The following is a 19544-nucleotide window of genomic DNA, read 5'->3' as shown; positions in this document are numbered from 1 at the left end:
GAGGAATGCGATGGTCACCACGGTCCCCGCCCTGCTCAACACCCTGCTTTACGCGGGCATCGGCATCGCCGTGTTCGTTGTCGGCTTCGTCATTCTCGACCTGCTGACGCCTGGCAAATTGTGGCAGGAAATCAACGAGAAGCAGAACCGCGCCGTCGCCCAGTTCGCGGGCGCGGTCGCGATCGGGCTCGCGATCATCGTGGCCGCCGCCATCCATGGCTGAGAGCCCCGTTGGGGAAAACGGTACCGCCTCCGAAAAGCGCTCTACCGCGCTTTCCGAAACAGACTCCGGCGAGCGATATCCCAAAGGATCGGCTTTCGCGGGGGCGCTGCTCGTCTCCGTCTTCGTCGTCGCCACCTGCGGGCTGATCTATGAACTGCTCGCCAGCACGATCGCCAGCTACCTGCTGGGCGACAGCGTCACGCAATTCTCCACCGTCATCGGCACCTATCTGTTCGCGATGGGGATCGGCAGCTGGTGCTCGCGCTATGTGAAGCGCGACGAACTGCGCCTGTTCGTCCGCGTCGAGATCCTGATCGCGCTGCTCGGCGGCTGGTCCGCCGCGGCATTGTTCACGCTGTTCCCGGTGCTCGATCATTTCCGCGTCGCGCTCTATGCGCTGGTGCTCGCGATCGGCTTTTTCGTCGGGCTGGAAATCCCGCTGCTGATGCGCATCCTGCGCGGCCGTTTCGACTTCAGCGAAACGGTCTCCAATGTTCTGACCTTCGATTATGTCGGCGCGCTGGCGGCATCGCTGCTGTTCCCGCTGGTGCTGATGCCCTGGCTGGGCATGATCCGCACCGGCTTCCTGTTCGGCCTGCTCAACGTCGCGGTGGCGCTGGCCGTGCTCTTCATGCTGCCGGCGAAGCGGGCGATGCTGGCCGAGAAGATCGCGGGCATCGTCGCCGCGATGCTGCTGCTGGGCGGCTTCGTCGTCGCCGAACGGCTGCAGCGCTGGGCCGAAGTCGCCGGCTATGGCGAACCCGTCATCTATGCGCTGTCCACCCCCTTCCAGCGGATCGTGCTCACGCGCAGCGGCGACGATTTGCGCCTGTTCCTCAACGGCAATCTGCAATTCTCGTCGCGCGACGAATATCGCTATCACGAAGCCCTGGTGCATCCGGCGATCGGCCGCGTGGCGCATCCGCGCGACGTGCTGATCCTGGGCGGCGGCGACGGGCTCGCCGCGCGCGAGGTGCTGAAGCACCCCGATGTGCGCCACATCACGCTGGTCGATCTCGATCCGGAGATGACCAAGCTGTTCTCGCAAAGCGACATGCTCGTCGCGCTCAATCGCGGCTCGCTCAGCGATTCGCGACTGCGCGTGATCAACGCTGACGGCTTCCGCTGGCTGCGCGAGGCGCGCGGCCGTTACGACGCGATCATCGTCGACTTCCCCGATCCGACAGACTTCTCGGTCGGCAAGCTCTATACCGAAAGCTTCTATCGCGAATTGTCCCGCGTGCTCGCACCCGGCGGCGTCGCGGTGGTGCAAAGCACCTCACCACTCGTCGCGCCCGGCGCCTTCTGGACGGTGGCGGCAACGATCGAGGCGGCGGGCCTCTCGACCAAACCCTATCATGCCTATGTGCCAAGCTTCGGCGAATGGGGCTTCATCCTCGCCGCGCATGGCGCGGTGCCGCAACAGGCGCGCATCCTGCCCGGCGCGCGCTTCCTCTCCGCCGAGACCGCCGAACGGCTGTTCGATTTCCCGCCCGACATGGCGCGACGGCCGATGCCGGTGAACCGGCTCGACAACCAGGCGCTGGTCCGCGAATTCGCGGCCGAATGGGCACGGTACGAGGGATGAGCTGGCGCCCGAGCAGGCGCACGCTGATCGCGGGCGCGGGCGCCGGCGTCGCGGCGGCGGGGATCGGCTGGGGCGTCACGCGGGATGGCACGCCCCAGGGCACCGAGGGCGGCGCGGACATGGCGCGCGGGCATCGCCTGCGCGACGGCGGTTTTCCCGAACCCGCGCATGAGGAGCACACGGGCATCGTCATCGCCGGCGGCGGCGTCGCGGGGCTCGCGGCCGGCTGGGCGCTGGCGGAAGCCGGCCATGACGATTTCCGCCTGCTCGAACTCGAGGACGACGTGGGCGGCAATGCGCGCGGCGGCCGCAATGCCGTCTCCGCCTATCCGCTCGGCGCACATTATCTGCCCGTCGCCAATCGCGAGGCGGGCGCGCTGCGCCGGATGCTGACCCAATTCGGCATGATCACCGGCGAGAAGGACGGCGCGCCGGTCTACGACCCCTATCAGCTCTGCGCCGATCTGGAGGAACGGCTGCTCTGGAAAGGCCGCTGGCAGGAAGGGCTGGTGCCGCACAGCGCGCTCAGCGAAACCGACGAGGCCGATCTCGCCGCGTTCGGCGCGGCGATGGCCGCATTCTCGAAACGGATCGGCAGCGACGGCAAGCCCGCCTTCGCCCTGCCCATCGCCTATAGCTCGCGGGATGCGGACCTGCTCGCGCTCGATCGGATCGGTTTCGCCGACTGGCTCGATGCGCAGGGCTGGCGATCGCCGGTGCTGCGCGCGCATCTCCGCTATAGCTGTCGCGACGATTATGGCTGCGAGCCGGCACAGGTCTCCGCCTGGGCGGGCATCCATTATTTCGCGGGGCGACGCGGCTGGGCGGCCGATGGCGCGGGAGAAAATGTGCTGACCTGGCCGGAGGGCAATGCCCGGCTGGCGCGCGCCATGGCTGCGCGTTTCGCGCCCAGGATCGCGCCGGGCCGGATCGTGTTCCGCGCGGCGCGCGACGCGGACGGCGTCGTCATCGACAGTTTCGATGTCGCCAGGAACGCCAGCGTCCGCACGCGCGCCGCCGCCGCGATCCTCGCCATGCCGCATTTCGTCGCGGCGCGGATCGCGCCCGATGTGACCGCGCCCGCCAGGGCCTTTGGCTATGCGCCCTGGTTGATCGCCAATGTCACGGTCGACCGCCATCCCGCCGGGCGTGGCGCGAAACTGGCCTGGGACAATGTTTCCGCCACGTCCGAAGCGCTCGGCTATGTCGTCGCGACACACCAGACGATCGGCGCGCGCCGGAAGGAGACGGTGCTGACCTGGTATCTGCCGCTGTCGAACATGGAGCCCGCCGCCGCGCGCCGCCTGCTGGTCGAGCGTCCGGCCGAGCACTGGCGCCGGATCGTCGCCGACGACCTGCTGGCGACCAATCCCGATCTGGAGGGCGCGATCCGCAGTATCGACCTGTGGCGCTGGGGCCATGCGATGATCCGCCCCGTCCCCGGCTTCATCTGGCAGGCCGCGCCGCAAGCGGCAGCGGTGACGCGCCCGCCCTTCTTCCTGGCGCATTCGGATCTGAGCGGGCTATCGCTGTTCGAGGAAGCGCATTATCGCGGCGTGCTGGCGGCGGAAGATGCGATGCGCTTCACCGGCCACACCCATGAGACGATGCTATGACCCAGCCGATGCCCAGCCCAGCCTATGATGGCCGCCATTTGCTGGCGGACCTGCACGGCTGCACCGGCCTCGACGACATCGCGCTGATCGAAACAGCCTTGCGCGCGGCCGTCGCCGGCGCCGGCGCGACCTTGCTGGAGATCAGGCTGCACGGCTTCGGCCCGGGCCAGGGTGTGACCGGCGTCGCGCTGCTCGCGGAATCGCATATCTCGATCCATAGCTGGCCGGAGCATGGTTACGCCGCGCTCGATTTCTTCCTGTGCGGCACCCGGCACGATCTGGACGCGGCGCTCGCCGCGATCGTCGATCGGCTCCGGCCCGAGCGGGTCGAGCAGCGCACGATCGCCCGCGGCTACGGGATGGCGCCTGCCGGCTGAAGCCAGCCAATTAAGGCACGAAATGCGCCGGGGTGCCCGGCTTCACCATCATCGCCAGTCGCGCTGCATCCCAATTGGTCAGCCGGATGCAGCCATGGCTTTCGGCTCGGCCGATCGATTGCGGCTCGGGCGTGCCATGGATGCCGTAATGCGGCTTGGACAGGTCGATCCAGACCACACCGACCGGGCCGTTGGGGCCAGGCGGCAGCAATGCCTTGCCGTGTTTGGAAGACGCATCCCAGAACAGGTCCGGATTATAGTGGAAGGGCGGATTGTAGGAGACGCCCTTGATCGTCCATTTGCCGATCGGCAGCGGATCATGCTCGCTTCCCATGGTCGCGGGAAATTGCGCGACCAGCCGATCCTTCGCATCGAACACCTTCAGCACGGCTTCGGACTTGTCGACCACCACCCGCTCCGCGCCGGGCTGTGCCGTACCGACGCCCAGCGTGGCGAGCGTCGTCCGCCATTCGGCGTCCTCGACCTTGGCCGCATCGATCGCCGCATCGCCGATATTGGGCACGCGGATCGACAGGCCGGCGCCGATCTTCGTACCGGGCGCGTTGATCGCGATCAGGGTTTCGGTATCGGTATGGAAACGTTCGGCGAGCTTTTCGGCAAGGTTGCGATAGCCGAGCATCGGCAGCTTCGCCTGCGCGGCCGGATCGCGCGGGATGACCGGCGTGAACGGTCCCTTGGCGAAATCGGCTGAGATGGTGACGATGCGGGTCGCGGGAATGTTCGTCCATTCGGCCAGCGCGGTGCGCGTCGGCGCGTCGAGCGTGCCGCTTTTCGCGAGCCCCTTCGATTCCTGGAACCCGCGCAGCGCGGCGGCGAAGGATTGGCCTTCCTTGCCGTCGATCACGCCGGTGCCGAACCCCAGACGATCGAGCACTACCTGCGCCTGCATGATCGGACGCGGCTGGTCGTCGGCGAGCGGTTGCTGCGCCGTCGCGCCCGGCGACGGCGTCGGTTCCGATCGGACGAGGATATGTGGCAGCGCGAAGACGACGGCGCCGATCAGGAGCAGCGTGCCGACAAGCCAGAGGATGATACGCAACAGGCCCTCCCGAATGATCTCATGACGATAACGTTCGGATCCGCGCTTTTATCCACGGCAAGGCCAGTCTTGCCTTGACGGCTCCACCGGGTAGGACATGGGACATGACTCAACGCACCGGCCCGATCTCCGCGTTACGCGATTTCCTGCAAAGCGAGGCCGCCGGCGGAATCGTGCTCATGGCGGCAGCGGCACTGGCGCTGATCGTCGCCAACGGGCCGCTGGCCGAGGCCTATCACCATCTGCTCCACGCCCCCCTGGGGCCGGTGCTGACCGAGAAGCTCGGCCCGATGACCGCGCATCTGTGGATCAATGACGGCCTGATGGCGATCTTCTTCCTGCTCGTCGGGCTGGAGATCAAGCGCGAGTTCGTCGACGGGCGGCTCGCCACCTGGCAGCAGCGCCGCCTGCCCGTGCTCGCCGCCGCCGCCGGCATGGCGGTGCCCGCCATCATCTACCTGATCGCGGCCGCGCGCGACCCCGGGCTGGCGGCCGGCTGGGCGATCCCGGCGGCGACCGACATCGCCTTCGCCATCGGCGTGCTGGCCCTGCTCGGCAGCCGCGCGCCGACCTCGCTCAAGCTGTTCCTGACCACCGTCGCGATCGTCGACGACATGGGCGCGGTCGCGATCATCGCGATCGCCTATACCGCCAAGATCAACCTGATCGCGCTCGCCGCCGCCGCGGTGATCCTGGCGGGCATGATGCTGCTCAACCGTCGCGGCGTGATGGCGCTCACCCCCTATATGATCGGCGCGGCATTGCTCTGGTATGCGGTATTGCTCTCGGGTGTGCACGCCACCATCGCGGGCGTGCTCGCGGCCTTCGCCATTCCCATCAAGCGCACCCCGGGCGCCCCGGATGCCGTGGATTCGCCGTTGCACCGGCTTGAACACGCGCTCCATCCGAGCGTCGCCTATGCCATCGTGCCGCTGTTCGGTTTCGCCAATGCCGGCGTCTCCCTGGCCGGCATGGGGCCGTCGCAATTGCTCGCGCCGCTGCCGCTCGGCATTGCCGCCGGGCTGTTCCTGGGCAAGCAGATCGGCATCTTCGGCAGCATCTGGCTGGCGGTGAAATTCGGCATCGCCGGCAAGCTGCGCGGCGCCACATGGCTGCAGATCTACGGCGTCTCGCTGATGTGCGGCATCGGTTTCACGATGAGCCTGTTCATCGGCGCCCTCGCCTTTCCCGGCGACCCGCTGCTGATCGAGGAAGCCAAGATCGGCGTGCTGCTCGGCTCGCTGCTGTCGGCGATCGTCGGCTTCGCGGTGCTCCGCTTCGCGCCGGCACATGCCGCGTACGAGATGGAGGAAGCGGAGATGTCACGCGAGATCGATGCGGACGGCGATGCGCGATGCGAGGATGAGACAAACCAACCCCTCCCCCGTTCGGGCTGAGCTTGTCGAAGCCCGAACCGGAAAAAGCTACGCCTGCCCCGACACCCCGAAGCGCCGGCGATAATCGCCCGGCGGCAATCCGGTCACCTTGTTGAACACCTTGCGAAAGGCGCCAGGGTCCTCATAGCCGACCGACCAGGCGATCTGATCGACCGGGCGGTTAGTGAACTCCAGCAGTTCGCGCGCTTTTCCCACCCGCAGCTTCTGCGTATATTCGGTCGGCTTCAGCCCTGTCGCGGCGCGGAAGCGGCGAAGGAATGTGCGTTCCTCCATATGCGCCTCCGCCGCCATTTCGCGCACGCCCACGTCGCGCGCACCCTTGGCCTGCAGCCAGTGCTGCACTTTCAGGATCGCCTCGTCGCCATGGGTGAGCGTCGGCGCGAAGCTGCTGTAATGCCGCTGCTCGCGCCCGGCCGGATCGATCAGCAGGAACTTGCCGGTTTCCATCATCACCGTTGGCCCCAGCAAGCGATCGACCAAGCGCATGCCGAGGTCGGTCCACGCCATCAGCCCACCCGCGGTGATGATGTCGCCATCCTCGATCACCATCTTGTCAGGATCGACCATCACGTCGGGAAAGCGTTCGCGAAAGGCGTCGACAAAGGCCCAATGGGTGGTGACCCGCCGTCCGGCAAGCAATCCGGTGGACGCCAGCAGGAACGCGCCGCCGCAATTGGAGACGAGCGTGGCGCCCTGGGCATGCCGATTGAGCAGCCAACGCGCGTAGGGCGCGGCCTCCTCCGGCGTGACCGGGCCGGACAGCCGCCCCGGCACGATCAGCACCTGCGGCTCTCCATCGCTGCCCGGATCGGTGTCGAAACAGCGCATGAAGCCGCCATCGTCATCGCGCCGCCAATGGCTGACCCTCAATCGCTGGCCACCATGCTTCTCGGAGAAGCTGCCGGCGATCGCGAGCAGATCGGTCATGCCGTGGATCATCGCCATCTGACAATCCGGATAGAGCATCAATCCGACTTCCGCCCTTGACGGGTTCGCCACGGTCCGCGCCATCGTCATACCTTTGTCAGTTTTGGCCTGTCTTATGTCGGATACGCCAATCCTGATCGTTCCGGAAGCGGCCTATCTCCTGTCCATCGGCGGCGGAAACGCACCGAAAGTCTCGGAAACCCAGTATTTCGAAAGGATCGAACGATGAGCACGATCACCACCAGGGACGGCACCCGCATCTTCTACAAGGACTGGGGCAGCAAGGACGCCCAGCCTATCGTCTTCTCGCATGGCTGGCCGCTCAGCGCCGATGCGTGGGACGGGCAGATGGTGTTCTTCGCCAATCAGGGCTTCCGCACCATCGCGCACGACCGCCGTAGCCATGGCCGATCGGATCAGGTGTGGAACGACAACACCATGGATCAATATGCCGACGATCTCGGTGAACTGCTCGACCAGCTCGACCTGGAGAACGTCATCCTGGTCGGCCATTCGACAGGCGGCGGCGAAGTGACCCGCTATCTTGGCCGTCATGGCACCGCCCGCGTCGCCAAGGTGGTGCTGGTCGGCGCGGTTCCCCCGCTGATGCTGAAGACCGAGGCCAATCCCGGCGGCCTGCCGATCGATGTGTTCGACGGCATCCGCAAGGGCACCTATGACAACCGCTCGCAGTTCTTCAAGGATCTGACGATCCCCTTTTACGGCTATAACCGCGACGGCGCGACGATCTCCGAAGGCATCCGCGAGGAATTCTGGCGGCAGGGCATGATGGGCGGGCTCAAGGGCCAGCTCGACTCGATCCGCGCCTTTTCCGAAAGCGACTTCACCGAGGATCTCAAGAAGATCGATCGTCCCACCTTGATCGTCCATGGCGATGACGACCAGATCGTGCCCATCGGCGCTTCCGCGCTGATGTCCGCCAAGCTGGTCCAGGGTTCGATCCTCAAGATCTACGAAGGCGCCGACCACGGCCTGCCCCAGACCCAGCAGGACCGCTTCAACGCCGACCTGCTCGCCTTCTTCCGCAACTGAATTTTCCGGACGGGCGGAGTCTGCTCCGCCCGTCTCTCAAGGAGACAAAAGATGACCAAGGGAACCGCACTCGTCACCGGCGCCTCCACCGGCATCGGCGCCACCTATGCCGATCGCCTCGCCCGGCGCGGCCATGACCTGATCCTCGTCGCGCGCAGCGCCGACAAGCTCGAAGCGCTCGCGCAGCGGCTCCGCGCCGAGACCGGCGTCGCGGTCGAGATCCTGCCCGCCGACCTGTCGGACGCGGCCGGCCTCGCGACCGTCGAACAGCGGCTGCGCGACGACGCGGCGGTCACGCTGCTCGTCAACAATGCCGGCATCGCCGGCGAAGGCCAGATCGCGACCGCCGATCCCGCGCTGCTGACGACGATGATCAATCTCAACGTCACCGCCGTCACCCGGCTGACCGCAGCGGTCGCGCCGGGTTTCGCAGCCCAGGGCAATGGCACGATCGTCAACATCACCTCGGTCACCGCGCTGATGCCCGAAGCGTTCACCTCGGTCTATCCGGCGACCAAGGCCTTCGTGCTCGCATTCAGCGAAGCGATCGCCGCCGAACTGGGCCCCAGGGGCGTGCGCGTCCAGGCCGTGCTGCCGGGCATCACCCGCACCGCGATCTGGGAAAAGGAAAGCCTTGAGCACATCCCGGCCGAGATGATCATGGAGGTCGATGAAATGGTCGACGCGGCGCTCGCCGGGCTCGACCTGGGCGAGGCCGTCACCATCCCCGCCCTGCCCGATATCGCCGGCTGGGACGCCTTCGTGGCCGCCCGCACCGCGCTGCGCCCCGGCCTGTCGCTCGCGCACGCCGCACCGCGCTATCGCTGATGTTTCCACATCGAAATGAAATACCTAGGCACGGCGGCGGATCATAGTAGCATGCCGCCGCTGCCTCCCTCTGACGGAGTCGACCGATGATCCTGCTCCTTGCCCTCCTGATCGGCGTAATCGCCGGACTTCGCGCAATGACCGCGCCCGCCGCGGTCAGCTGGGCCGCCGCTTCCGGCTGGCTGAACCTCGATGGAAGCTGGCTCGCCTTTCTGGGCTATCGCTTCACCCCCTGGATCCTCACCCTGCTCGCGCTCGGCGAACTGGTGACCGACCAGCTCCCCTCCACCCCCAGCCGCAAGGTGCCCGTCCAGTTCGGCACGCGCATCCTGATGGCGGCCGTCACCGGCGGCGCCATCGGCGCCTCGGGCGGATCGCTCTGGGCGGGCCTCGCCGCCGGCGCGATCGGCGCGGTGATCGGCACCTATGGCGGTGCGGCAGCGCGCGGCAAGCTGGCGGCGCTGTTCGGATCGGACCGGCCGGCCGCGATCATCGAAGATGTCGTCGCGATCGGCGGCGCCTGGCTCATCCTCTCGGCGGTGGCTTCGGCATGAGCCGCCGGTTCGACGCGATCATCGTCGGCGCGGGCCAGGCCGGCCCGTCGCTGGCGGGCCGGCTGACCGCTGCCGGCATGAGCGTGGCGCTGATCGAGCGCAAGCTGATCGGCGGCACCTGCGTCAACACCGGCTGCATGCCCACCAAGGCGCTGGTCGCCAGCGCCTACGCCGCGCATCTCGCGCGGCGCGGGCGCGATTTCGGTGTCGAGACCGGCCCGGTCGCGATCGACATGAAACGGATCCGGGAACGCGCCGACACCGTTTCCGCCAATGCCCGCACCAACAATGAAAAATGGCTGCGCGGCATGGAGCGGCTGACGCTCATCATGGGGCACGCCCGTTTCACCGGCCCCGACAGGATGGAGGTGAATGGCGAGGAGATCTCCGCACCGAGCATCTTCCTCAATGTCGGCGGCCGCGCCAATGTGCCCGATTTCCCGGGCGTGAATGATGTCGACTATCTGACCAACGTCTCGATCCTGCAGCTCGATACGCTGCCCGAGCATCTGGTCGTCGTCGGCGGCAGCTATATCGGGCTCGAGTTCGCCCAGATGTACCGGCGGTTCGGGGCGAAGGTCACGATCGTCGAAAAAGGCCCGCGCCTCGTCTCGCGCGAGGACGAGGACGTGTCCGAAGCGATCCGCGAGATCATGGAAGCCGAGGGCATCACCGTCCGCACCGGCGCCGAATGCATCAGCTTCGCTCCGCACGCGGACGGTATCGAGGTCGGCGTCGACTGCAATTCGGGCAGCCCCACCGAAATCGGATCGCACGCGCTGCTCGCGGTGGGGCGGAGGCCCAACACCGACGATCTGGGGCTCGATGCCGCCGGCGTCGCGGTGGATGCGCGCGGCTATATCGGCGTGAACGATACCCTGGAGACCAATGTGCCCGGCATCTGGGCGATGGGCGATTGCAACGGCCGCGGTGCGTTCACCCACACCGCCTATAATGATTACGAGATCATCGCCGCCAATCTGCTCGATGGCGCCGACCGGAAGCTGAGCGACCGTATCCTCGGCTATGCGCTCTACATCGATCCGCCGCTCGGCCGCGTGGGGCTGAGCGAGGGCGAAGCGCGCCGGAGCGGCCGGCCGCTACTCATCTCCAAACGGCCGATGACGCGCGTCGGCCGCGCGATCGAGAAGAGCGAGACCAAAGGCTTCATGAAGATCCTGGCGGACGCCGAGACCAGGAAGATCCTGGGCACCGCGATCCTCGGCACCGGTGGGGACGAGGCGATCCACGGGATTCTCGACATGATGAACGCCGATGTCGATTATGGCGTGCTGCAATGGGCAGTGCCCATCCATCCAACGGTATCGGAGCTGATCCCGACCGTGCTGGGGGATCTGAAACCGGTGGACTGACACTTTGAACGCATCATCCGTTCGGTTCGAGCAGCATCGAGCGAAGTCGAGATGCGGCTGTCGAGAACACCCTCCGACTCTCACCGCAACCGAGGTTCTCGACTGCGCTCGAACCGAACGGGAAGAGATCAAAAATCGACGGCGATCCCCTTCAACTCCCAATCGCCATAACGCACCGGATCGCGCCCCAGCGGATCTTCTTCCGGTCGTTTCAGCTCTTCCGGTTCGGGCACCGGCGGGCTTTTCGACAGATGGGCCGGTGGCTTCACATGGTCTGGGCGGCGGCCGGTCATCTCATCATCCTCGATATTGCAGCGGAAGCGCTCGCCCCCCACATTGGGGATCGAAGGAGCGAATGCCAAGTGAACGGTTTCAAGACGACGATGCTGCTGGCGGCCTTGACCGCGCTTTTCATGGGGCTGGGCTATACGCTGGGCGGCAGCGGCGGCGCGCTGATCGCGCTGCTGGTCGCCGCCGGCATGAACCTGTTCACCTATTGGAATGCCGACAAGATCGTTCTGCGCATGCACAATGCACGCGAGGTCGATGCCGCGAGCGCGCCCGAGTTCGTCGGCATGGTCAGCCAGCTCGCCACGCGCGCCGGGCTGCCGATGCCGCGCGTCTACATCATCGACGATCCGCACCCCAATGCGTTCGCCACCGGCCGCAACCCCGAGAATGCGGCGGTCGCGGCGACCAGCGGCCTGTTGAACATGCTCAACCGCGACGAGATTGCCGGCGTGATGGCGCATGAACTGGCGCATGTCCGCAACCGCGACACGCTGGTGATGACGATGGTCGCGACCATAGCCGGCGCGATCTCGATGCTCGCCAATTTCGGGCTGCTCTTCCGTTCGGGAGACAATCGCGGCAATATGCTGGCGACGCTTTTGGCGGTGTTCGTCGCGCCCTTTGCCGCGATGATCGTCCAGCTCGCGATCAGCCGTACACGCGAATATGGCGCGGATCGCGGCGGCGCCGAAATCTCGGGCAATCCCCGCGCGCTCGCCTCCGCGCTCGCCAAGCTGGCGCAGGGCGCCGCCCGCGTGCCCAATCAGTTCATCGATCGCAATCCGGCAGCCGCCCAGCTCTACATCGTGCCGGCGCTGAGCGGCCGTGGCGGCGACAGCCTGTTCTCCACCCATCCCGACACGCAGAACCGGATCGACGCGCTGGAGCGGATCGCGGGTGAGATGGGCCTGCACAGCCCGCCGCCGCTGTTCGACCAGCCGGCCCGCCGGCAAAGCGCGGTTCCTTCATCGACACGCGCCAGACGCGGTAGCGCGCTCGATCCGCTGCGGCGGAAATGACGGCCGGGATTTGACATCGCGCGTCCCCGGTCGGAGGGGAGAGCGATGAAGCCCCGCTATCCCGCCCCGACTCCAGGCCTGGCCGCGCGCCGCGCCGCGCTGAAGCTGCTCGATGCCGTGCTCCGCCGCGGACAGCCGCTCGAAACAGCGCTCCATGCCGCGACGCAGGGCATCGACAAGCCGGAAGACCGGGCGCTCGCCCATGCCATCGCCGCCGAAGCGCTGCGTCGCCTGCCCGATCTCGACGCGCTGATCGACGGCGCGACCGCGAAGATCCTGCCGGAGGATGCCAAGGCGCGGAGCGTGCTGCGTATCGCGCTGGTCCAGGCGCTGGCGCTGGGCACCCCGCCCCATGCCGCGATCTCGACGGTGTTGCCTTTGGTCGATGGCGGCCCGAAGCGGCTGGTGCATGGCGTGTTCGGCAGCCTGATGCGCGGCGGCGCCACCTTGCCCGAACATCCGGCATTGCCGCCCCACGTGCGCGATCGCTGGTCCGCCCATTGGGGCGACGCGATGGTCGCCGCGGTCAGTCCGGCGCTGGCGGCGCCCCCGCCGCTCGATCTGACCCTGAAGGATCCGGCGGAAACCGCGCGCTGGACCGATGAACTCGCGGGAACCAGCCTGGCGCCCGGCCATGTCCGCGTGGCCGATAATGGTCCGGTGAAAGGGCTGCCCGGCTTCGACGCCGGCGCCTGGTGGGTGCAGGATCTCGCTGCATCGCTGCCCGCGCGGTTGCTGGGATCGGGCGACGACGTCGCGCTCGATCTGTGCGCGGCGCCCGGCGGCAAGGCGCTCCAGCTCGCCGCCTCGGGCTGGCGCGTGAAGGCGCTCGACCGCAGCGCGCGACGGCTGGAGCGCGTTGCGGAAAATGCCGCGCGGATCGGGCTGCCGCTCGATATCGTCACCGCCGATGCGCTCGAATGGGCGCCGGATGGCCCGGTACGCGCCATCCTGCTGGATGCGCCCTGCACGGCAACGGGAATTTTCCGGCGCCATCCCGACGTGCTTTACCGGATCGGCGAGAAGGAGATCGCCGAGATGGCGGCCTTGCAGGGCCGGATGCTGGCGCGCGCAGTCGACTGGCTCGCGCCAGGCGGACGGCTGGTTTATGCGACCTGCTCGCTCGAACCCGAGGAAGGCGAAAACGGGATCGAGGCGTTGCTCGCCGCGCGCGCCGATATCGCGATCGACCCTGTCAGCCCCGACGAATTGCCCGCCGGCATATCGCCGCACGCGCGCGGCTGGGTCCGTACCCTGCCGGGCATGCTGGCCGAACAGGGCGGGCTCGACGGCTTCTTCATGGCGCGGCTGATCCGGCGATAGCATTTGGCGGATATCCCGTGCTTGCCCGCGCGCGGCCCCTTGGCTAAGGCCCGGGGTTCCATGACCCATCCTATCCGCATCGCGCCATCCATCCTCTCCGCCGACTTCGCCCGCCTGGGTGAGGAAATCCGCGCCATCGACGCGGCCGGAGCCGACTGGATCCATGTCGACGTGATGGACGGCCATTTCGTGCCCAACATCACCATCGGCCCGGCGGTGGTGAAGGCGCTTCGCCCACACACGGCCAAGCCGTTCGACGTTCATCTGATGATCTCGCCGGTCGATGCCTATCTTGAAGCCTTTGCCGAAGCGGGCGCCGACATCCTGACCGTCCATCCCGAGGCCGGCCCGCACACGCACCGCACCGTCCAGGCGATCAAGGCGCTGGGCAAGATGGCGGGCGTGGTGCTCAATCCCGCGACCCCGGCCAAGATGCTCGACTATCTGATCGAGGATGTCGATCTGGTGCTGGTGATGAGCGTCAATCCCGGCTTCGGCGGCCAGAGCTTCATCGAAAGCCAGCTTCGCAAGATCGAGGCGATCCGCAAGATGATCGACAAGACCGGCAAGGACATCAGGCTGGAAGTCGATGGCGGCATCGACCTGAACACCGCGCCGCGCGCCATCGCGGCGGGCGCCGACACCCTCGTCGCCGGCACCGCGACCTTCCGCGGCGGCCCCGAGCGCTATGCCGCCAATATCGAGGCGCTGAGGGGCGGGTGAGCGCCGATCCGCCCATCGGAAGGGGCGCCGACGGCATCGAGCAGGGCAAACGGCTCGTGCGGCTCGGCGACAAGGGGCTTTCCCTGGCCGAGCGGCTGACCGCGCGCCTTCACCGGCTGAGCTGGCGGACGCCGCTTCACGCGCTTCGCTTGAAGGGCCGCCATCCACTCAAGCTGATGGCGGTGCCCGACGATCCGATCATGGGCGATGCGCGCGGCGGCCGATCGCTGCTGGCGGGCACGTTCCTGTTTCGTGGCGAGCGGCTGGAACTGGCCGATCTCGACTTCGCCCGGCTCGACGCCTCGCCCGGCCTCGCCGAGCATATCCACAGTTTCGCCTGGCTGCGCGATCTCTCGACGGTGGCCACGCGCGAGCAAGGCGCGCCGATCGCCGAAGCCGTGATGCGCAAATGGACGGCGCGCCATGCCGAGCAGGTGAGCGACCTCGCCTGGCGGCCCGATCTGTGGGGCAAGCGCATCCTGTTCTGGACCGCGCATGCACCGCTGATCCTGTCGAGCCACGACCTGATCTATCGTTCGGCCGTGCTTAACGCGCTCGCGCGCGGTGCCCGGCATCTCGATCGCGGCGCCGACAAGGCCGAACCCGGCGTGCCGCGCATCGCCGCCTGGGCGGGGCTGACGGCGGCGGGACTGCTGATTCCGGGATCGGGCACGCGCCTCGCCTCCGCCGAAGCCGGCCTGGCGCGCGCGTTGCAGACCGGGCTCTTCTCCGATGGCGGCGTCGTCTGCCGTTCTCCGTCGGGCCAGATCGAAGCGGTGATGCTGCTGTCGATGCTGCTCGCCGTCTACGATGTCCGCCGCCAGACTCCGCCCGATATTCTCGAAGCGGCGATCGGACGGACGGTGCCCGCCCTGCTCGGCGTCACCCATGGCGATGGTGGACTGGCGAGCTTCCAGGGCAGCGCCCCCCTGCCCCCCGAAAAAGTGTCCGCCGTGATCGAAGCGTCGGGCATCCGTACCCGGCCGCAGCGCCAGCCGCGCGAATGGGGCTATCACCGGCTCTCGGGCGGCGCGACCGTGCTGATCGTCGATGCCGGGCCACCGCCGGTCAGCCGGCTCAGCGCCGGCGGCTGCGCATCGACGCTCGCCATCGAAATGTCCGATGGGCCGCACCGGCTGATCGTCAACTGCGGCGGATCGCGCGAGTCGAGCGCCTATGTTCCCAGCCGGTTGACTGCGGGACTGCGATCGAGCGCCGCGCATTCGACGTTGATCGTCGCGGACAGCAACAGCACCGCGATCCATGCCGATGGCTCGATGGGGCGCGGCGTCGCCGAGATCGAGCTCGACCGTCGCGAACTCGATACCGGCAGCCGGATCGAGGCCAGCCATGACGGCTATGCCCGGCGCTTCGGCTTCATCCATCGCCGCCTGCTCGCGCTGACCTCCGACGGCAAGGAATTGCGTGGCGAGGATACGCTGTTGCCCGCGCCGCATCGCAAGCGCGCCGATACGACGGCATTTTCGGTGCGTTTCCACCTGGCGCCGAAGGTGGAGGCATCCCCTACCGCCGACGGCATGGGCGCGCTGCTCCGCATCGGCCAGGGCGCGCTGTGGCAGTTCCGCTGTCGCGGCGGCGCGCTCACCATCGAAGACAGTATCTGGGTGGATGCCGATGGCCGCCCGCACAACACGGTCCAGCTTGCCGTCGCGGCAGAGGTGACGGCGGAAGGCGGAGCGATCGGCTGGGTGCTCAAGCGCGCCGGTTAGGGCTTGTTTGGCAAATGTGCGGAAGAGCACATTTCCAAGGCCGCACCAGCCCGCTCCCTTTTCTTCGCGGGGAAAAGAAGTAGAGGGCATTCGAAATGCTCAGCCCGAACGGATTCGGGGCAATTCAGGGATTCAAGATGACCGACGTGAAGATCACCCGCGCGCTCCTTTCGGTGTCCGACAAGAGCGGCCTTGCGAAACTGGGCGCCGTGCTGGCGCGCCATGGCGTCGAGCTGGTTTCGACCGGGGGCACGGCCAAGGCGCTGCGCGACGCCGGTCTTGCGGTCAAGGACATCTCCGATCTGACCGGTTTTCCCGAGATGATGGACGGACGCGTCAAGACGCTGCACCCCAAGGTGCATGGCGGCCTGCTCGCGGTGCGCGACGATGCCGCACATGTCGCCTCGATGGAAGAACATGGCATCGGCCCGATCGATCTGGTCGTCGTCAATCTCTACCCCTTCGCGCAGACGGTGGCCAAGGGCGCCGAGCGCGACGAGATCATCGAGAATATCGATATCGGCGGACCTTCGATGGTCCGTTCGGCCGCGAAAAACCACGCGCATGTCGCGATCGTCACGGATCCCGCCGACTATGCCGAGCTGATCGCGGCGCTCGACGACAATGGCGGGGAGACCGGCCTCGCCTTCCGCCGGCGCCTGGCCGCCAAGGCCTTCGCCGCCACCGCCGAATATGATTCGATGATCGCATCATGGTTCGCCTTCGTCGACCAGGGCGAGATGTTCCCGGCCAAACTGACCGTGCCGTTCCGCATCGGCCAGTCGCTGCGCTATGGCGAGAATCCGCACCAGTCCGCGGCGCTCTACCTGCCTGCCTTCGCGCCGGGCGGATCGCTCGCCGATCATCGCCAGGTGCAGGGCAAGGAACTGTCGTACAACAATCTCAACGATGCCGATGCCGCGCTCGAACTGGTTTCGGAATTCCGCGACGGGCCACCGACCGTGGTGATCGTCAAGCACGCCAATCCGTGCGGCGTGGCGAGCGGCGATACGCTGATCGAGGCGTACAAGGCCGCGCTCGAATGCGACAGCGTCTCCGCCTTCGGCGGCATCATCGCGGTCAACCGACCGCTCGATGGCGCGACGGCGGAAGCGATCTCGGGCATCTTCACCGAAGTCGTCGCCGCTCCCGATGCCGACGCCGATGCGCTGGCGGTGTTCGCGAAGAAGAAGAATCTCCGCCTGCTGCTCACCGGGCCGCTCGGCGATCCGGCGCGCGGCGGCATGACGCTGAAGACGATCGCGGGCGGCGCGCTCGTCCAGTCGCGCGACAATGGCCGGATCACGCGCGATGCGCTGAAGGTGATGACCAAGCGCCAGCCGACCGAACAGGAACTGACCGACTGCCTGTTCGCCTGGACCGTCGCCAAGCACGTCAAGTCGAACGCGATCGTCTATGCCAAGGACGGCGCGACCGCCGGCATCGGCGCCGGGCAGATGAACCGCCGCGATTCGGCGCGCATCGCCGCCGCGAAGGCGAAGGAAGCCGCCGAAACCTATGGCTGGGAAGCGCCGCGCACGATCGGTTCGGCCGTGGCCTCCGATGCGTTCTTCCCCTTCTCTGACGGATTGCTCGCCGCGGTCGAAGCCGGTGCCACCGCCGTCATCCAGCCGGGCGGCTCGATCCGCGACGACGAAGTGATCGCCGCCGCCGACGAAGCCGGCCTGGCGATGGTCTTCACCGGCATGCGCCACTTCCGGCATTGAGGAAGCCAGAGGGCTTGCTTCCCAAGCCTTCTGAGCATCCAGCTTCATCCCCCAAAGCGTCATGCCAGCGAAGGCTGGCATCTTGCGGGCAATTCAGCGCTAGGGCCTCCAGCAGACCCCAGCTTTCGCTGGGGTGACGCGCTTTGTCGGCGTCAGGCCCGCTTTTCCTTCATCCGGAACAGCGCGCGATCGTCGGGCCCGAAACCGCGCGTCCAGATGACATAGCCATAGGCGCCCAGGATCAGCGGAATGCCGAGCCCGAGTTCGAGCCATTCGGGAAGCTGGGTCACCACATAACCGACGATGATCGCCACGGCCGCCGCCCAGATCAGCGCCCAGCGCCAGCCGTTGACGGGCGAATCGAGCAACCGCGAAAGCAGCCGCGCCTTGACGATCGACGCCAGGCCGAGCGCGCAGCACAGCGCAGCCGGCGGACCGGCCGCCACCCAGAGCGCGGGCCAGCCCATTTCCTGAATGGCGAGGATGAAGACGACGCTCAGCAGCGCCTGGATGACGATCATCACCAGCGAGATCATCATGTTGCGATGGCGTGCGACATAGATCAGCGCCGATTCGCTGACCACGGCGGTCGCGGCGACAACCTCGGCGCCAAGCAGGAAAGCGAGCGCGCCGACGCCGCCGACGAAGCCGGGGCCGACCAGACCCATCACGCCCTCACCCGGAATGCCGAGCGCCAGCGCGATCCCGGCCTGCGCGGCGATGATCCAGAAACCGACCTGGCTGACCTGACGCGCGACCGCCGCGCGATCGCCCGCCTCCAGATTGCGCGTGATCACCGGCCCCAGAATCGGATCGAAGCTGGTCTTGAGCTTCTGCGGCAGCGAGGCGACCTGCTGCGCGACATAATAGATGCCGACGATCGCGGGCGAGACGAACAGGCCGAGAATGGCCAGGTCGAGCCGGCGCGACCCCCATTCGACCGCGTCGGCGGCCGCCAGCGGCATGTTCTGGCGCATCAGCCGAACGATCGGTGCCGGGCGCGGCCGCCAGCCGTGCGGCACGCCATAGCTGCGGAAAAAGGGCCAGAGCGACGCGAGCAGCGCCGCGACCATCGACACCGCATAGGCGATGATCAGCCCGTCGCGCGTCGAGTAAAAGGCCAGGCCGAAGGCGGCGATGCTGATCGTCCAGGGTTCGATCACCGAACGCGCCCGCACCGTCGCCGCGATATCGAAGCGATAGGCGAGCGCCGCGAGCGTCAGATCCGAACCGACCAGCGCGAAGATGGTGAGCGGCAGCAGCAGTTCCAGCCCGTTGATCTGGCTGTTCGGAAACATCGCCTGGGGGAAGATCATCAGGATCCCGGCCACGACGACCGACGCCAGCCCGCCCACCAGCAGCGCATCCCATACGACATGGACGTGCGGCCGATCGGTCTTCGACAATTGCTCCGCCAGCCCGCGCTTCAGGCCGAACGTGGCGATCTGCGCCGCGAACTCGACGACGAGCACGGCATAGGCGAAACGCCCGAGCGCCTCCTCACCATACCAGCGCCCCGCGATGAACAGGAAGGGCAGCCGCGCGGCCAGGCGCAGCAGGAAGCCGAAGAAATTGGTCCGGCCGCCCTTGGCGAGCGCCTGGATATCCTCGGTGGTTTCGGCGGGCGCGGTCAACGCCACACCCTGTCATTCCCGCGAAAGCGGGAATCCAGTGCAGTGCCTGTTGCGGCAATGCGTCGGACGCTCCGATCTGGATTCCCGCTTCCGCGGGAATG

General features: G+C 67.3%; 18 protein-coding genes. 14 read left to right on the top strand and 4 right to left on the bottom strand.

All coding sequences use genetic code 11. The features are described 5' to 3' along the window. Positions 1-10: 10 nt before the first annotated feature. Genes K7G82_RS09760 through speD form a run of 4 tightly spaced genes read left to right on the top strand, consistent with a single transcriptional unit; the run spans position 11 to position 3804 of the window. A complete protein-coding gene (locus K7G82_RS09760; RefSeq protein ID WP_222989651.1) occupies positions 11-223 on the top strand; it encodes a DUF350 domain-containing protein in 213 nt (70 codons plus the stop codon). Beyond that, the gene (locus K7G82_RS09755; RefSeq protein ID WP_222989650.1) at positions 216-1811 is read left to right on the top strand and encodes a polyamine aminopropyltransferase; all 1596 of its coding nucleotides are present in this window, start codon (positions 216-218) and stop codon (positions 1809-1811) included. Before K7G82_RS09760 ends, K7G82_RS09755 begins: the two co-directional genes overlap by 8 nt. Then, positions 1808-3427 carry an NAD(P)-binding protein gene (locus tag K7G82_RS09750; protein ID WP_222989649.1) on the top strand — a complete coding sequence of 540 codons (1620 nt, stop codon included), beginning with the start codon at positions 1808-1810 and terminating at the stop codon, positions 3425-3427. The genes K7G82_RS09755 and K7G82_RS09750 overlap by 4 nt, the downstream gene beginning before the upstream one ends. Further along, complete coding sequence (gene speD / locus K7G82_RS09745; RefSeq protein ID WP_222989648.1) at positions 3424-3804, top strand: adenosylmethionine decarboxylase; 381 nt, start codon at positions 3424-3426, stop codon at positions 3802-3804. Before K7G82_RS09750 ends, speD begins: the two co-directional genes overlap by 4 nt. A gap of 10 nt (positions 3805-3814) precedes the next feature. On the opposite strand, the gene K7G82_RS09740 is transcribed toward speD, so the two are convergent. Next, on the bottom strand, positions 3815-4828 hold the full coding sequence (locus K7G82_RS09740; protein ID WP_425517263.1) for a L,D-transpeptidase family protein: 1014 nt from the start codon (positions 4826-4828) through the stop codon (positions 3815-3817). A gap of 140 nt (positions 4829-4968) precedes the next feature. Between K7G82_RS09740 and nhaA the strand changes: the two genes are divergently transcribed. Beyond that, positions 4969-6261, top strand: a complete 1293-nt coding sequence (nhaA, locus tag K7G82_RS09735; RefSeq protein ID WP_222989647.1) for a Na+/H+ antiporter NhaA — start codon at positions 4969-4971, stop codon at positions 6259-6261. A gap of 27 nt (positions 6262-6288) precedes the next feature. Here the strand turns inward: nhaA and K7G82_RS09730 are convergent, their stop codons facing one another. Continuing rightward, entirely contained in the window at positions 6289-7206 is a 918-nt protein-coding gene (locus K7G82_RS09730) for a GlxA family transcriptional regulator (protein WP_246623396.1), read from the bottom strand. Between the two features lie 207 nt (positions 7207-7413). On the opposite strand from K7G82_RS09730, the gene K7G82_RS09725 reads away from it, so the two are divergent. The 4 genes from K7G82_RS09725 (at position 7414) to K7G82_RS09710 (ending at position 10996) form a co-directional block, all read left to right on the top strand. Next, positions 7414-8241 (top strand): alpha/beta fold hydrolase, encoded by an 828-nt coding sequence (locus K7G82_RS09725; protein WP_222989645.1) that lies wholly within the window; start codon positions 7414-7416, stop codon positions 8239-8241. Positions 8242-8292: 51 nt separating this feature from the next. Next, on the top strand, positions 8293-9069 hold the full coding sequence (locus tag K7G82_RS09720) for an SDR family NAD(P)-dependent oxidoreductase (protein ID WP_222989644.1): 777 nt from the start codon (positions 8293-8295) through the stop codon (positions 9067-9069). A gap of 86 nt (positions 9070-9155) precedes the next feature. After that, complete coding sequence (locus K7G82_RS09715; protein WP_222989643.1) at positions 9156-9623, top strand: DUF4126 domain-containing protein; 468 nt, start codon at positions 9156-9158, stop codon at positions 9621-9623. Then, the gene (locus K7G82_RS09710; RefSeq protein WP_222989642.1) at positions 9620-10996 is read left to right on the top strand and encodes an FAD-containing oxidoreductase; all 1377 of its coding nucleotides are present in this window, start codon (positions 9620-9622) and stop codon (positions 10994-10996) included. The genes K7G82_RS09715 and K7G82_RS09710 overlap by 4 nt, the downstream gene beginning before the upstream one ends. Positions 10997-11124: 128 nt before the next feature. Here K7G82_RS09710 and K7G82_RS09705 read toward each other — a convergent pair whose 3' ends face one another. Beyond that, the gene (locus K7G82_RS09705) at positions 11125-11289 is read right to left on the bottom strand and encodes a DUF1674 domain-containing protein (protein ID WP_222989641.1); all 165 of its coding nucleotides are present in this window, start codon (positions 11287-11289) and stop codon (positions 11125-11127) included. A gap of 69 nt (positions 11290-11358) precedes the next feature. On the opposite strand from K7G82_RS09705, the gene htpX reads away from it, so the two are divergent. The 5 genes from htpX to purH all read left to right on the top strand — a co-directional run bounded on the left by htpX (position 11359) and on the right by purH (position 17809). After that, entirely contained in the window at positions 11359-12306 is a 948-nt protein-coding gene (htpX, locus tag K7G82_RS09700; RefSeq protein ID WP_222989640.1) for a zinc metalloprotease HtpX, read from the top strand. Positions 12307-12351: 45 nt separating this feature from the next. After that, a complete protein-coding gene (locus K7G82_RS09695) occupies positions 12352-13629 on the top strand; it encodes an RsmB/NOP family class I SAM-dependent RNA methyltransferase (RefSeq protein ID WP_222989639.1) in 1278 nt (425 codons plus the stop codon). 60 nt (positions 13630-13689) lie between these two features. After that, positions 13690-14352, top strand: coding sequence for a ribulose-phosphate 3-epimerase (gene rpe, locus K7G82_RS09690; protein ID WP_222989638.1), 663 nt, complete (start codon positions 13690-13692; stop codon positions 14350-14352). After that, entirely contained in the window at positions 14349-16082 is a 1734-nt protein-coding gene (locus K7G82_RS09685; protein WP_222989637.1) for a heparinase II/III family protein, read from the top strand. Before rpe ends, K7G82_RS09685 begins: the two co-directional genes overlap by 4 nt. A 137-nt stretch (positions 16083-16219) precedes the next feature. After that, the gene (gene purH / locus K7G82_RS09680) at positions 16220-17809 is read left to right on the top strand and encodes a bifunctional phosphoribosylaminoimidazolecarboxamide formyltransferase/IMP cyclohydrolase (RefSeq protein ID WP_222989636.1); all 1590 of its coding nucleotides are present in this window, start codon (positions 16220-16222) and stop codon (positions 17807-17809) included. 152 nt (positions 17810-17961) lie between these two features. On the opposite strand, the gene K7G82_RS09675 is transcribed toward purH, so the two are convergent. Next, complete coding sequence (locus K7G82_RS09675; protein ID WP_222989635.1) at positions 17962-19449, bottom strand: lipopolysaccharide biosynthesis protein; 1488 nt, start codon at positions 19447-19449, stop codon at positions 17962-17964. Positions 19450-19544 lie beyond the last annotated feature (95 nt).

The organism is Sphingomonas colocasiae, from assembly GCF_019880585.1.
In the GTDB taxonomy this organism is placed as follows: Bacteria; Pseudomonadota; Alphaproteobacteria; order Sphingomonadales; family Sphingomonadaceae; genus Sphingobium_A; species Sphingobium_A colocasiae.
The sequence above is the reverse complement of the archived record's forward strand: the minus strand, read 5'-3'. Positions and strand labels throughout refer to the sequence as shown.

Excerpts from the sequence above, each read along its gene's own strand:
- K7G82_RS09695 (WP_222989639.1), top strand. The coding sequence starts at position 12,352 with ATGAAGCCCCGCTATCCCGCCCCGACTCCAGGCCTGGCCGCGCGCCGC.
- speD (WP_222989648.1), top strand. The coding sequence starts at position 3,424 with ATGACCCAGCCGATGCCCAGCCCAGCCTATGATGGCCGCCATTTGCTG.
- K7G82_RS09715 (WP_222989643.1), top strand. The coding sequence starts at position 9,156 with ATGATCCTGCTCCTTGCCCTCCTGATCGGCGTAATCGCCGGACTTCGC.
- K7G82_RS09710 (WP_222989642.1), top strand. The coding sequence starts at position 9,620 with ATGAGCCGCCGGTTCGACGCGATCATCGTCGGCGCGGGCCAGGCCGGC.
- K7G82_RS09755 (WP_222989650.1), top strand. The coding sequence starts at position 216 with ATGGCTGAGAGCCCCGTTGGGGAAAACGGTACCGCCTCCGAAAAGCGC.
- K7G82_RS09760 (WP_222989651.1), top strand. The coding sequence starts at position 11 with ATGGTCACCACGGTCCCCGCCCTGCTCAACACCCTGCTTTACGCGGGC.
- K7G82_RS09705 (WP_222989641.1), bottom strand. The coding sequence starts at position 11,289 with ATGACCGGCCGCCGCCCAGACCATGTGAAGCCACCGGCCCATCTGTCG.
- rpe (WP_222989638.1), top strand. The coding sequence starts at position 13,690 with ATGACCCATCCTATCCGCATCGCGCCATCCATCCTCTCCGCCGACTTC.
- K7G82_RS09730 (WP_246623396.1), bottom strand. The coding sequence starts at position 7,206 with ATGGCGATGATCCACGGCATGACCGATCTGCTCGCGATCGCCGGCAGC.
- K7G82_RS09750 (WP_222989649.1), top strand. The coding sequence starts at position 1,808 with ATGAGCTGGCGCCCGAGCAGGCGCACGCTGATCGCGGGCGCGGGCGCC.
- nhaA (WP_222989647.1), top strand. The coding sequence starts at position 4,969 with ATGACTCAACGCACCGGCCCGATCTCCGCGTTACGCGATTTCCTGCAA.
- K7G82_RS09725 (WP_222989645.1), top strand. The coding sequence starts at position 7,414 with ATGAGCACGATCACCACCAGGGACGGCACCCGCATCTTCTACAAGGAC.
- purH (WP_222989636.1), top strand. The coding sequence starts at position 16,220 with ATGACCGACGTGAAGATCACCCGCGCGCTCCTTTCGGTGTCCGACAAG.
- K7G82_RS09720 (WP_222989644.1), top strand. The coding sequence starts at position 8,293 with ATGACCAAGGGAACCGCACTCGTCACCGGCGCCTCCACCGGCATCGGC.